Origin of the sequence: Caballeronia sp. EK, from assembly GCF_014384845.1 — a bacterium.
In the GTDB taxonomy this organism is placed as follows: domain Bacteria; phylum Pseudomonadota; class Gammaproteobacteria; order Burkholderiales; family Burkholderiaceae; genus Caballeronia; species Caballeronia jiangsuensis.
The window spans coordinates 88,360-100,574 of the sequence record NZ_JACSUE010000010.1 but is presented as its reverse complement, the minus strand read 5'-3'; the positions used below and the strand labels follow the sequence as shown (position 1 = coordinate 100,574).

The following is a 12,215-nucleotide window of genomic DNA, read 5'->3' as shown; positions in this document are numbered from 1 at the left end:
CGTGACTGTCATCAAGAAATTCATTCATGCAGCGCTGCCGGCCGTCGCGTTCGCCGCGAGCGCGACGGCGGCGGTTGCGCAAACGCCCGAAAAGCTCGAACTGCGCTATCAGGGCTGGGCGAGCAAGGTCCTGTATCCGGAGCTTGCGGAGGATCTGGGCTATCTCGCGCCGATCAAGCTGAAGTGGATCGGCAACACGATCAGCGGTCCGCAGGACATTCAGGCCGCCGTGACCGGCGACGTCGATTTCGGCGGCGCCTTCAATGGCTCCATCGTCAAGCTCGTCGCGGCGCATGCGCCGGTCAAGGCGGTGATCTCGTACGTCGGCACGGACAAGGAGACCAACGGCGGTCTCTTCGTCCTGCAGGATAGCGCGATCAAGGACCCGCGCGATCTCGTCGGCAAGAAGATCGGCGTCAATACGCCGGGCGCGTATCAGCAATATCTCGTGACCGCGTATCTGCAGAAGTCGGGCTTGTCCCAGGCCGATATCGACCGCGTGACGTTCGTGCCCGCTCCGCCGGTGAATCTCGCGCAACTGCTCAAACAGAAGCAGCTCGACGCGATCTTTCTCGAAGACATCATCAAGGACAAGCTGCTCGCCGATGGTGGCGCGCGCCTGCTCACGACGGACTACGCGCAGTTCGGCTCTTACGGCTATGCGAGCTATCTGTTCACGGACCGCTTCATCGCGCAGAACTCGAACACCGTGCGCAAGTTCGTTGATGGCACCGCCCGCGCGATCGAATGGACTCGCACGACGCCGCGCGACGTGGTCGTCGCACGGTTGAAGAAGATCGTCGATGCGCGGCATCGAAATGAAGACGCGACTATCGTCAATTACTGGAAGTCGCCGGGCGTGGGCGGCAAGGGCGGCGTGATCGCGGCGGAGGATTTCACGACGTACATCGACTGGTATGTGAAGAACGGCGTACTCAAGCCCGGACAGGTCAACCCGGAAGCGGTGTATTCCAACCAGTTCAATCCGTTCAATCAGGCAGTGGCCAGCCACTGACGCACCTGGAGGCGCAGCAATGAGTGCATCGATCGATGTGCGCAGGGTCGCAAAGGGCTATCGCGTGAATCGGCGCGATCGCTTCGCCGTGCTCGACGACGTTTCCTTTCATGTGGCCGCGGGCGAGTTCGTCTCGCTCGTCGGCCCGAGCGGGTGCGGCAAGACCACGCTGCTCGATCTCATCGGCGGGCTGACGCAGCCAGATTCCGGCGAGATTCTGATCGATGGACGCAAGGTCGAAGGGCCCGGACTGGATCGCGGCATCGTGTTTCAGCAGTACGCGCTGTTTCCATGGCGGACGGCGCTCGGCAATGTCGCGTTCGGACTGGAAGCGAAGGGCGTCGCGAAGGCCGAGCAGTTTGCCCGGGCGCGGCGCTTTCTGGAACTCGTGGGCTTGAGCGAGTTCGCGGACCGCTATCCGCATCAGTTGTCGGGCGGTATGAAGCAGCGCGTCGCCATCGCGCGTTCTCTCGCTTATGAACCCGACGTTCTTCTGATGGACGAGCCATTCGCCGCACTCGATGCGCAGACCCGCGAATCCCTGCAGGACGAGTTGCTGCGCATCTGGAAGCGCACCGGGACGACCGTCGTCTTCATCACGCATTCGATCGACGAAGCCATCTATCTCGGTCAGCGCGTGCTGGTGATGGCCGCGGCGCCTGGACGCATCACGCATGTGTTGCCGGTGAACGTGCCAAAGAGCGATATCGGCGAGGACGTGCGCGCGACGCCCGAATTCGTCCGGCTGCGGCACGAGATCTGGCAACTGATCCGCTCGCGCCGCGGAGCCGGGCATTTGCAGGTCGCGCAGGCGGCCTGATCCACCTTCAAGGGAGCTTGGATGAGTACGGTCATCGCTGCGCCCGAGCGCGTCGCCTGGGGCTTGCCGCGCGCGGTCCGGTCGAGCATCGCGATCGTGGCGTTCGCGGCGCTGTGGGAAGCGCTGCCGCGTTTGAACTGGGTCGATGCGACCTTCCTGCCGCCGTTTTCCGTGGTGCTTCGCGCGTTGTACGACATGGCGGTGTCGGGCGAGCTTTGGGTGCATCTCTTCGCCAGCGGGGCGCGCGCGCTCTCCGGCTTCGCGATCGCCGTCGCGCTCGGCGTGCCGCTCGGCTTGTTCATCGGCTGGTATCGAACACTCGCCGACGTGCTCGATCCGCTGCTCGAACTGTTTCGCAATACCGCGCCGCTCGCCCTGCTGCCGGTGTTCGTGCTCGTGCTTGGCATGGGCGAAACATCGAAAGTATCGATGGTCGTCTACTCGTGCATCTGGCCCGTCGTGCTCAACACCGTCAGCGGCGTGCGCAATGTCGATCCGCTGCTGATCCGCTCCGCGCGTTCGATGGGCCTCAAACCGCTGCGACTGTTCGCGAAGGTCGTCTTGCCCGCGTCGGTGCCTGCGGTGTTCACGGGCATTCGCATCGCGGGCGCCTATTCGATTCTCGTGCTCATCGCGGCGGAAATGGTCGGTGCGAAGGCGGGCCTCGGCTATCTAGTCAACTATTCGCAGTTCACCTTCGAGATTCCGAAGATGTACGCGGGCATCATCACGCTGGCTTTGCTCGGACTCGCATTCAATCAGACGGTGCTGCTCGCCGAAAAGCGGCTCGCCGCATGGAAGGAGCAGGCATGACGCAGCGCGCGAGCATGACCGATGCACAACGTCACTACGACGCCGACGTGCTCGTCATCGGCGGCGGCCCGGCGGGCACGTGGGCCGCGGTCAGCGCCGCCGCGAGAGGCGCGCGCGTGGTGCTCGCGGACAAGGGCTTTTGCGGCACGTCGGGCGCGACGGCGCCATCGGGCACGGGCGTCTGGTACGTGCCGCGCGACAGGGACGCCCGCGAACGCGCGAAGGCGAGCCGTTACGCACTCGGCGGCGAACTCGCCGAACGCGCGTGGATGGATCGCGTGCTGGAGCAGACCTGGCTCAACAGCGAACGTCTGGCGGAATGGGGCTATCCGTTTCCGATCGACGATGCCGGCAACGCGCGCCGGACCTCTTTGCAGGGCCCCGAATACATGCGGCTCATGCGCAAGCGTGTGAAGGAGGCCGGCGTGCAGATTCTCGATCACAGTCCGGCGCTGGAACTGCTGGTCGACGAGCACGGCGCGGTGGCGGGCGCGGCGGGCGTGCATCGGCAGGTGGGCGAGACCTGGAGCGCGCGGACCGGCAGCGTCGTCATGGCGACGGGCGGCTGTGCGTTCCTGAGCAACGCGCTCGGCTGCAACGTGCTGACGGGCGACGGTCATCTGATGGCCGCCGAAGCCGGCGCGGAGTTCTCCGGCATGGAGTTCTCGAATGCTTACGGTGTGGGGCTGGCGTTTTGCTCGGTGACGAAATCGCTGTTCTATAACTGGGCCACTTTCTACGATGCAACGGGGACGGCGATTCCCGGCGCGGGATCATCGCACGGACGCGGGGTCATTGCCAAGACGCTGGAATCGCAGCCCGTGTTCGCATGCCTCGACCGCACGGATGCCGACATTCGCGCGTGGATGCGCCGCTCGCAGCCGAACTTCTTCGTGCCGTTCGATCGGCTGGACATCGATCCGTTCACCCGGCATTTCCCTGTCACGTTGCGGCTCGAAGGCACCGTGCGTGGCACCGGCGGCCTGCACGTGACCGACGCGACTTGCGCAAGCTCCGTTCCGGGCCTGTATGCCGCCGGCGACGCCGCCACGCGCGAGCTGATCTGCGGCGGCTTCACGGGCGGCGGCAGCCACAACGCCGCTTGGGCGATGTCTTCCGGCTTCTGGGCCGGCGCGGGCGCGGCCGATCACGCCCGCGCGGCGCGCGCGTTGCGCACGCCGCGAGCGTTGCTTCGGGCAGGCCGTACGATCTTGCGCGATGGCGGCGCGAACGCGCCCATCGATCCCGCTGCGCTCATCCGCGCGGTTCAGGACGAAGTGTTGCCGACGCAGCGCAACTGGACACGTCGCTCGGACCTGCTCGAAGCTTCGCTCGGGCGGCTCGATGCGCTTTGGCATCGCGTGCGAGGCGCGGCTGTGTCGGATCGGAGCCAGATGGTCCGCGCTCGCGAAGCCGTCGCCATGCTCGCCGTGTCGCGCTGGATGTATCGCACCGCGCTCGTCCGTACGGAGACGCGCGGCATGGCGCGCCGGCAGGATTACCCGGCGGCCGATGCAGCGCAGCGGCATCGCCTGCTGAGCGGCGGTCTAGATGAAGTCTGGGTCGCCCGCCACGGGGTGCGCCATGAAGCGAATGAGGATATCGCCGCATGATCGAAATCGTCGATACGGAACGCTGCACCGGCTGCGATATCTGCGTTCGGGTGTGCCCGACCAACGTCTTCGATGCATCGACGTCGACGGATGGCAAGCCGGTCATTGCGCGGCAGGACGATTGTCAGACCTGCTTTATGTGCGAACTGTACTGCCCGGAAGACGCGCTGTATGTCGCGCCTCAGACCACATCCGGCGCGAGCGTCGATGCGGCGGCGACGCTCAAGGGCAGCTACCGGCAGGCCATCGGCTGGCGTCGCGGCCAGCGGTCCGGCGCGGCGGACGATGCCAGCTATGAGCTGCTGAGCCGCGTGCACTGAGAAGGCGCGTAACGAACGCGCCGCGCCGCGCGAGGGCTGCTCATATCGATATGAAGCTTCGTTGGTTAGCGCGTTGGCCGACGCTGCATAACATGAGCGGCACCGCGTGATGTCACGCATTCATACCGACAGGACCACCATGAGCGCCGACGAAAGACTCAACCGTCTGATCGACCCCGACCGCACTTCGAGCAACCCGAAGGCGAACTATCGCAATGCCACGCGCTGGGGCGATCTCGTTTTCGTGTCGGGCAAGTCGGCGGGCGCTGCCATCGACGGTAAGCCATCCAGAGGCAGGCTGGGTGACACGCTCACACTCGAAGACGGCGTTTCGTTCGCACGTGAGGCGGCACTGGAACTGCTGCTCGTGCTGCGCGACGAACTCGGCTCGCTCGAACGCGTGAAGCAGGTACTCGACGTGCAGGGCTTCGTGAACGCCGACGCCGCCTTCGAAGACCACGCGAAGGTGCTCGACGGCGCATCGGACCTGCTGGTCGAGGTTCTGGGCGATGCCGGCGTGCACGCGCGCTCGGTGTTTGGCGCCGTGTCGTTGCGCGGCGGGCAGCCGGTGATCCTGCGCGCCGTGGTCGGCGTGAGCGACTGATCGCCCCGAAGAGCGACGCAGGCGGCGCGCAAGAGAAGCTTCGCGACGCGCGTCTTCTCCGATGTCATCGCGTAATAACGTCAAAAAGCACATGAACGAATCGAAACACTCACACGACCGGCACGCGCTGGAGACGCTGCGTCTCATCGGCCCCGATCCGGAAAATTGGGTCGTCGCGCGGCCGGGCATCGACCATAACGCGTTGATCGTCGGCGGCGGGCAGACCGGCGCGGCGTTCGCCTTCGCGTTGCGGCGCGCGGGCATCGGCGGGGTCAGCGTGATCGACGCCGCGCCCGACGAAGCGCGCGCGGGTTCATGGCGCAACTACGCGCGGATGAATCGTCTGCGCACGCCGAAGATTCTGCCCGGACCGGAAGCGGGCTTGCCGGGACTGGGCTTTCAGGCGTGGCACGAGGCGCGTCACGGCGAGGCATCGTACGCCGATATCGAACGGATAGGGCGCAAGCAGTGGGCCGACTATCTCGCTTGGTATCGCGAGTTTCTCGGCATTCCGGTTCGCTATGGCACGACGCTCACGCTCATCGAGCCACAGGGTGCGCATTTCCGCCTGCATCTGACGGTGCGTACGGCGCGCGGCGTCGAGCTTCGCGTCGAGACGGCGCGCAAGATCATTCTCGCCAATGGCGTATGGGGCAACGGCCGGCCGAACATCGTGCCGCCGCTGGCGTCGCTGCCGGCCACGCATCTGGCGCACACGTCCGATGCGATCGATTTCGCGTCGCTCGCGGGCAAGACCGTGGCGGTGATCGGCGGCGCGGCATCGGCATTCGATGCGGCCGCGACCGCACTCGAAGCGGGCGCGCGCGACGTGCATCTGTTCGTTCGGCGCGCGGCATTGCCTGCGGTCCCGGTGAGCCGCGCACGCGCGTATCCGGGCGCATACGATAACTTTCCCTCGCTGCCCGATGCCGTGCGCTGGCGCCAGGCGCTGCGGTTTCGTCGCGCGGGCTCGACTGCGCCCGCCGACGCCATCGAACGCGTGGCGCGTCAGGCGAACTTCCATCTGCATTTGGCGGCGCCCTGGCATGAAGCCGTCGTCGATGGCGACCGCGTGCGCGCGCGTGCGGAAGATGGCACATTCGAATTCGATTTCGTGATCGCGGGCACGGGCTACACCGTCGATCTGCATGCACGCCCCGAACTCGCGGGCATCGCCGATCATGTGCTGCTCTGGCGCGACCGCTACACGCCCGCGTCCGACGAACGCGACGATGCGCTCGGTGCACATCCCTACCTCGGCGATGCGCTCGAATATGTCGAAAAGCGGCACGGCGAGGCATCGTTCCTGAAGCATATTCACGTCTTCAATCCGGCGGGATTTGTGAGCCGGGGCGTGCCGGTCGGCGACGTGCCGTGCATGAAGCGCGATATTCCGGCAGTCGTTCGGCGCATCAGCCAGGACCTGTTTCTGGAGGATCTGGAGGCGCACGAAGTCCGCATGGGCGGCGATGTTCCGGCTGACTTCGACGAGGCGGCTTACGCGGATCGCGTGTACCGCAAGGCGGGTTAGCGGGCGAGGCGACTGGTATCGCCGTCATCGCATTCGTAGGAGCGCCTTAGACGATGGCGCTTAAGCAATCCTTGTCATTTGCATAGTCGCAATCTCGATTGGGCATCCCGAAACGGCGACCTATAATCCGGCGCCCGACTGCTTGCCTTCTCTGCCGACCATCGAGCATGCCGAAAATCCCGCGTTTCTCATCGCTTTCCGCCAAACCGCCCGGCGATCTGGCGAAGCCGGGGTCACTATCTCCCGCTTCGCCGCAACGCCGGATGCTGGGTGGCCTCGCGCTGTCGGCAGTCGTGGTGCCTCACGCGAATGCGGCGTCCAGGCTGTTGCAGCCGCTCAGCGTCGAGCCGTGGACGCGCATGCCTGGCGCGCCGATTCTCGATCATCCCTATGGCCTGCCATCGCCGCGCGAATCTGAGGTCGTGCGCCGCGCGGCGCGTGCGTGGCCGGTGCCGGGCGCGGCCTCGTCGCTGACGCCGCTCGCCGATCTGCACGGCGCGATCACACCTAACGGGCTCGTCTACGAGCGCCATCACGCCGGTGTGCCGGATATCGACCCGGACCAGCACCGGCTCGTGATTCATGGCCTCGTGCGCGAGCCGAAGCTCTTCACGATGGACGATTTGCTGCGGCTGCCTTCCGAGTCGCGCGTGCACTTTCTCGAATGTTCGGGCAACACCGCGAGCGAATGGAAAGGGTCGAGCGGGTTGCCCGTTCAGCTTACGCATGGGCTCCTGTCGTGCTGCGAGTGGACCGGCGTGCGGCTTTCGACGTTGATCGAGGCCGCCGGCGGGCTCGCTGCGAACGACGGACAAGGACCGCGCTGGATTCTCGCGGAGGGCGCCGATGCGGCTGCGATGACGCGCAGCCTGCCGCTCGATCGCGTGCTCGATCGTGCGCTCGTCGTGTATGCGCAGAACGGCGAGCGGCTGCGGCCGGAGAACGGCTATCCGCTGCGGCTTCTGATCCCCGGCTTCGAAGGCAACACCAACGTGAAGTGGCTGCGCAGGCTCAAGCTCGTCGACGGGCCGCTCGAAACGCGAGAGGAAACGTCGAAATACACGAACTTGCTGGCTGACGGTCGCGCGCGCCAGTTCGTGTTCGAGATGGACGCGAAATCGGTCATCACGCGGCCATCTCCCGGGCACAAGTTGACGACTCATGGCTACTACCCGATCGTGGGGCTGGCCTGGTCGGGACGCGGCGCGATTCGTCAGGTCGAAGTATCCGTCGATGGTGGCCGTTCATGGCAAGCGGCGCGGCTCGATGGCACGCCCGGAGATCGCGCGATCACGCGTTTTCATGCGGGATGGGTATGGAACGGTGAACCGGCCACGATCCTCTCGCGGGCGACGGACTCGACCGGGTACATCCAGCCGACACGCGAGGCGCTGGTCGCCGCGCGCGGGCTGAACTCGAACTACCACTACAACGGCATTCAGCAATGGCGCGTCGACGCCGATGGCAGCGTGAAAAATGCATAGGGATTCAACTCGACAACCTCGTGCCGTGCGCCCGCTGATCGTTGGTCTGACGGCGTTGTGTCTGACCGCCTGCTCGGGGCCGTGGCGGGACGGACGTGCATCGCAGGCTGCGTTGGACGATGCAACGCATCACGCGGCTATCGGCGCAATCGGCACGCCCGTGAGCGCTGCGGACATCGCCGCATGGAACATCGATGTCGCGCCTGACGGTCGCGGCCTTCCCGCGGGCAGCGGCGATGTGGTGACCGGTGCGCGGATCTTCGCGGCACAGTGCGCCTCGTGTCACGGCGCGAAAGGGGAGGGCGTGCTGGGCGACCGGCTGACCGGCGGCCGTGGCACGCTCGCGAGCGAGAAGCCGGTACGCACGGTCGGAAGCTACTGGCCGTGCGCGACGACACTCTTCGATTACATCCGCCGCGCAATGCCCTATAACGCACCGCAATCCCTGAGCGCGGACGAGGTGTATGCCGTGAGCGCGTGGATCCTGAATCAGAACGGCATCGTGCCCGACGACGCTCGCCTCGATGCACATTCACTTGCCGCCATCCGCATGCCGAACCGCGATGGATTCGTTCCGGACCCGCGACCGGGACGCCTTTGAACGGAAAGTCGACGGATCACGCCATGCGAGCAACGCGTCGTTTCCGATAGCAGCAGCATCGAATAGAAATGCGTAGCATGACGTAATGATGAATCGATGCCGCCAGTGATTTACAAACGTCAAAGGATTGGTTGGCGGTGCGTTCGTCGACCCCTAGCATGAAGCGGTTCGGGCAATGTTGCCTGAATTCGCCGCGAGGACTCCCTTCATGCAATACAAAGGTTTTGAGGTTGCAGCCTCCGCTCAGGCCATGCCGAGCGGCTTATATGCGGCCAACCTGACGATCGAACATCGCCGGTACGCGCACGGAGCAAGCTTCACCTTCGATGCGCTCGATTACTTTTTCGAGCGCGATCACGCGATCGCCTATGCGGCACGCTGGGCGCGGCTGTGGATCGATCAGCGCAGCGCGCGCAGGAAGCGCGGATAACGTCGACGAAGTATCGGATAGCCGCCTGAGCTGTCGATCCGGGAACACGTCGTTTCCTTGCGTGCATCGTGACGCGCGGGCTCAACCGTCAAATGTGGTTCCGCGCAGAGCCGCGGAGAACCAGAAAATCCGCTAAAGCGCGATCCGTCTTTCGTCATGCGCGCCGCAGATTTGGTTAGCAGATCCAATTCGTTCCAATCTCAGCGCGGGATAGTTACGCTGTGGCGGCTCTCAACCACTCATGACGCCGACCATGACTCAACGCGATCTACTGATTCTGCTGGAACCGGGCTTCACCGATCCGAAACGCCCGGGCGAAGTGTTCATTTGCCCGGACGGCGCGCCTATCGAAGGTTTGCTCGCAAGCGATCCGGAGCGCAACACGCGCCTCGATATCCGCCGCGTGCCGTTCCAGCGTCCCCGCAAAGCCGCGGTCGAAGCACTGAGCGAGGCGCATCAAAATCTGCCCGTGCTGGTGCTGGGCGACGAATACCCCGCACCGTCCGACGTGAAGAGCCTAGGCGAGAAACGCTTCATCACCGATACGCGCCGCATTCTAGCGTTGCTCGCGGAGCGCCACGGTTTTCCCAAAGTGCATGACTGATTCGGCAAACGAGACTATTCGCTCATGCCCCGCCCCATACATTTAAACCTCTTCGTTCACGGACGCGGCCATCATGAAGCAGGCTGGCGTCATTCCGGCGCGACGCGCCAGGCGCTGACCGATATCGACTATTTTCGCGATCTCGCAGTCAGGGCCGAGCAAAGCCTGTTCGATTCCGTATTTCTCGCCGATGCGCTCGCACTCGGCGATGGCGCGCAATTTGTCGCGTCCGGCGCGCTGGAACCGATCACCACGCTCGCGGCGCTCTCGCAGTCGACTTCGCGCATCGGACTGATTGCGACGGCAACGACTACCTACACGGAGCCGTTCAATCTCGCGCGTCAGTTCGCGTCGCTGGATCACATCTCGCGCGGGCGTATCGGATGGAACATCGTGACCTCGTGGGTGGGCGGCGCGGGACCGAACTTCGGCTACGAGCAGCAGATCGAGCATGCCGAACGCTACGAACGCGCGCACGAGTTTCTCGATGTCGTCAAGCAACTGTGGGATAGCTGGGCCGATGACGCCATCGTCGATGACGCGTCGAGCGGCCGGTTTCTCGATCCGGCGCGCGTGCGCAAGATGGGCTATCGCGGGAAGTTTCATCGCGTGGCGGGGCCGCTGAATCTGCCGCGCCCGCCGCAGGGGCATCCGGTGCTGGTGCAGGCGGGATCGTCGGCAACGGGCAAGGCGTTCGCCGCGCGCCACGCCGAGGCAGTCTTCAGGGCGCATCTGACGAAGCAATCCGCGATCGACTTCTACGCCGAACTCAAGGCGGGCGCGAGGGCCGTGGGCCGCTCGGAACAGGATATCGTGATCCTGCCGGGCATCAGTGCGGCGATCGGTTCGACCGAAGCCGAAGCCAGTGCCCTGCTCGACGAACTCGACTCGATCACCGATGTCAGCGTAGGACTCGGCCGCCTGTCGAGCCGCTTCGGCGGTTACGATTTCTCGACGTTGCCGCTCGATCAGCCGCTTTCCGTGGATGACTTTCCGGACCCAGCCACGGTGCAAGCCGCGCAAAGCCGCGCGGCAGTCATCACGCAACTGGTGGCGCGCGAACGTCCGAGCTTGCGCAGCCTGTTGAGGACGCTCGCGGCAGCGCGCGGGCACTTCACGCTGTCCGGTACGCCCGAGCGGATCGCGGACGTGATCGCCGATTGGACCGAAAGCCGTGCCGCCGATGGCTTCAACGTCATGCCGCCCGTGCTGCCCGCGCAACTCGAGCACTTCACCGAACACGTCGTACCGATCCTGCAAAGGCGAGGCCTGTTCCGGCGCGAGTACGAAGCCGACACGCTGCGTGGTCACTACGGTCTCGCACGTCCCGCCAATCCTTATTTCACGTCCTGATGCCGGTCCGATCCCTGAAGTACCTCATCGCCGCCGGGTGCCTCGCCGCCGCGTTTGCCGCGCACGCGGACGAGGGCTATCCCGCGCAGATCAACATCGGTATCCAGAAAGGCGACGGCCTGGTCGCGCTGCGTGCATCGGGCAAGCTGGAGCAGGCGTTCGCGTCGCATCACGTGAAGGTTTCGTGGCACGAGTTCGTGTATGGTGCGCCGCTCGTCGAAGCCATCAATGCGGGCGACGTGGACGTAGGCACGGTCGGTTCGACGCCGCCGATTATGGCGCAGGCGGGTGCGGCGCCAGCGGTCGTGTACGTGGCCTATGCGCCGAGACTCGTCAAGAGCTATGCGATCGTCGTGCCGAAGGATTCGCCCGTGAAGGACCTGCGTGATCTCAAGGGCAGGAAAATCGCCTTCGCTAAGGGCTCGCAAGGGCACCTGTTCGTGCTGAAGGCGATGCAGGACGCACACATGGACCCGTCCTCCGCGCAGTTCACGTACCTGTCCTACGGCGATGCGCGTTCGGCGTTCGAACGCGGCTTCATCGATGCGTGGGCTGTGCCCGATCCGCGTTACGCGGACACCGAACTGACTACCGGCGCGCGGACGATTCTCACGATCGGGGATCTGTCGGTGCCGCAATACGGCTTCTATATCGCGACGCGCGACTTCGCGCAGAAGTATCCCGCCGCGCTGCGTCTGCTGTTCGATCAGCTTGCACGTCAGACGAACGACAGCCTCGCGCATCCGCGAGAGACAGCGCGTTTTCTGTCCGCCAATACGGGCGTGCCGCTCGACGTTTGGAGCCGGGCGATCTCGCGCCTGGAGTGGGGCGCGAGCTATCCGATCCCCGACGACGTGATCAGCGCGCAGCAGGATTCGGCGAATCTGGCTTTCGACACGAAGGTTATTCCGCGCCGCATCGATGTGCGGCAGGCGATGGTGCAGATCAAGTGAGCATGCGCCTTTGCCGGGGGCGCGTGCCTCGGGCGGAGCTGGCAGTGCGCGCCGGAATCGCGGTCTCGGGTGCC

13 protein-coding genes are annotated in these 12,215 nt (G+C 65.0%); all 13 read left to right on the top strand.

What is annotated here, in order from left to right; genetic code table 11:
- Nucleotide 1: 1 nt before the first annotated feature.
- The 13 genes from IAG25_RS27855 to IAG25_RS27795 all read left to right on the top strand — a co-directional run bounded on the left by IAG25_RS27855 (nt 2) and on the right by IAG25_RS27795 (nt 12,141).
- Nucleotides 2-1,015, top strand: a complete 1,014-nt coding sequence (locus IAG25_RS27855; RefSeq protein ID WP_309243973.1) for an ABC transporter substrate-binding protein — start codon at nt 2-4, stop codon at nt 1,013-1,015.
- Between the two features lie 19 nt (nt 1,016-1,034).
- On the top strand, nt 1,035-1,835 hold the full coding sequence (locus IAG25_RS27850; protein ID WP_062259314.1) for an ABC transporter ATP-binding protein: 801 nt from the start codon (nt 1,035-1,037) through the stop codon (nt 1,833-1,835).
- Nucleotides 1,836-1,856: 21 nt separating this feature from the next.
- A complete protein-coding gene (locus IAG25_RS27845; RefSeq protein WP_187607698.1) occupies nt 1,857-2,648 on the top strand; it encodes an ABC transporter permease in 792 nt (263 codons plus the stop codon).
- Nucleotides 2,645-4,261, top strand: coding sequence for an FAD-dependent oxidoreductase (locus IAG25_RS27840; protein ID WP_255503974.1), 1,617 nt, complete (start codon nt 2,645-2,647; stop codon nt 4,259-4,261). The genes IAG25_RS27845 and IAG25_RS27840 overlap by 4 nt, the downstream gene beginning before the upstream one ends.
- On the top strand, nt 4,258-4,581 hold the full coding sequence (locus IAG25_RS27835) for a 4Fe-4S dicluster domain-containing protein (protein ID WP_062259316.1): 324 nt from the start codon (nt 4,258-4,260) through the stop codon (nt 4,579-4,581). The genes IAG25_RS27840 and IAG25_RS27835 overlap by 4 nt, the downstream gene beginning before the upstream one ends.
- A 139-nt stretch (nt 4,582-4,720) precedes the next feature.
- The gene (locus tag IAG25_RS27830; protein WP_187607696.1) at nt 4,721-5,185 is read left to right on the top strand and encodes a RidA family protein; all 465 of its coding nucleotides are present in this window, start codon (nt 4,721-4,723) and stop codon (nt 5,183-5,185) included.
- A gap of 91 nt (nt 5,186-5,276) precedes the next feature.
- Nucleotides 5,277-6,716 carry an NAD(P)-binding domain-containing protein gene (locus IAG25_RS27825; protein WP_187607695.1) on the top strand — a complete coding sequence of 480 codons (1,440 nt, stop codon included), beginning with the start codon at nt 5,277-5,279 and terminating at the stop codon, nt 6,714-6,716.
- A gap of 263 nt (nt 6,717-6,979) precedes the next feature.
- Nucleotides 6,980-8,200, top strand: coding sequence for a sulfite dehydrogenase (soxC, locus tag IAG25_RS27820; protein WP_187607861.1), 1,221 nt, complete (start codon nt 6,980-6,982; stop codon nt 8,198-8,200).
- Nucleotides 8,193-8,801 (top strand): c-type cytochrome, encoded by a 609-nt coding sequence (locus IAG25_RS27815; RefSeq protein ID WP_187607694.1) that lies wholly within the window; start codon nt 8,193-8,195, stop codon nt 8,799-8,801. The genes soxC and IAG25_RS27815 overlap by 8 nt, the downstream gene beginning before the upstream one ends.
- A gap of 208 nt (nt 8,802-9,009) precedes the next feature.
- On the top strand, nt 9,010-9,231 hold the full coding sequence (locus IAG25_RS27810) for a hypothetical protein (RefSeq protein WP_187607693.1): 222 nt from the start codon (nt 9,010-9,012) through the stop codon (nt 9,229-9,231).
- 253 nt (nt 9,232-9,484) lie between these two features.
- Nucleotides 9,485-9,835: a DUF3088 domain-containing protein gene (locus IAG25_RS27805; RefSeq protein WP_187607692.1), complete on the top strand. Its 351-nt coding sequence runs from the start codon at nt 9,485-9,487 to the stop codon at nt 9,833-9,835.
- Nucleotides 9,836-9,859: 24 nt separating this feature from the next.
- On the top strand, nt 9,860-11,188 hold the full coding sequence (locus tag IAG25_RS27800; protein WP_187607691.1) for an LLM class flavin-dependent oxidoreductase: 1,329 nt from the start codon (nt 9,860-9,862) through the stop codon (nt 11,186-11,188).
- Complete coding sequence (locus IAG25_RS27795; protein WP_187607690.1) at nt 11,188-12,141, top strand: aliphatic sulfonate ABC transporter substrate-binding protein; 954 nt, start codon at nt 11,188-11,190, stop codon at nt 12,139-12,141. The genes IAG25_RS27800 and IAG25_RS27795 overlap by 1 nt, the downstream gene beginning before the upstream one ends.
- Nucleotides 12,142-12,215: the final 74 nt, after the last annotated feature.

What these genes read in the sequence shown, in the direction of transcription:
- IAG25_RS27850 (WP_062259314.1), top strand. Translation starts at nt 1,035, where the DNA reads ATGAGTGCATCGATCGATGTGCGCAGGGTCGCAAAGGGCTATCGCGTG.
- IAG25_RS27845 (WP_187607698.1), top strand. Translation starts at nt 1,857, where the DNA reads ATGAGTACGGTCATCGCTGCGCCCGAGCGCGTCGCCTGGGGCTTGCCG.
- IAG25_RS27840 (WP_255503974.1), top strand. Translation starts at nt 2,645, where the DNA reads ATGACGCAGCGCGCGAGCATGACCGATGCACAACGTCACTACGACGCC.
- IAG25_RS27835 (WP_062259316.1), top strand. Translation starts at nt 4,258, where the DNA reads ATGATCGAAATCGTCGATACGGAACGCTGCACCGGCTGCGATATCTGC.
- IAG25_RS27830 (WP_187607696.1), top strand. Translation starts at nt 4,721, where the DNA reads ATGAGCGCCGACGAAAGACTCAACCGTCTGATCGACCCCGACCGCACT.
- IAG25_RS27825 (WP_187607695.1), top strand. Translation starts at nt 5,277, where the DNA reads ATGAACGAATCGAAACACTCACACGACCGGCACGCGCTGGAGACGCTG.
- soxC (WP_187607861.1), top strand. Translation starts at nt 6,980, where the DNA reads ATGCTGGGTGGCCTCGCGCTGTCGGCAGTCGTGGTGCCTCACGCGAAT.
- IAG25_RS27815 (WP_187607694.1), top strand. Translation starts at nt 8,193, where the DNA reads ATGCATAGGGATTCAACTCGACAACCTCGTGCCGTGCGCCCGCTGATC.
- IAG25_RS27810 (WP_187607693.1), top strand. Translation starts at nt 9,010, where the DNA reads ATGCAATACAAAGGTTTTGAGGTTGCAGCCTCCGCTCAGGCCATGCCG.
- IAG25_RS27805 (WP_187607692.1), top strand. Translation starts at nt 9,485, where the DNA reads ATGACTCAACGCGATCTACTGATTCTGCTGGAACCGGGCTTCACCGAT.
- IAG25_RS27800 (WP_187607691.1), top strand. Translation starts at nt 9,860, where the DNA reads ATGCCCCGCCCCATACATTTAAACCTCTTCGTTCACGGACGCGGCCAT.
- IAG25_RS27795 (WP_187607690.1), top strand. Translation starts at nt 11,188, where the DNA reads ATGCCGGTCCGATCCCTGAAGTACCTCATCGCCGCCGGGTGCCTCGCC.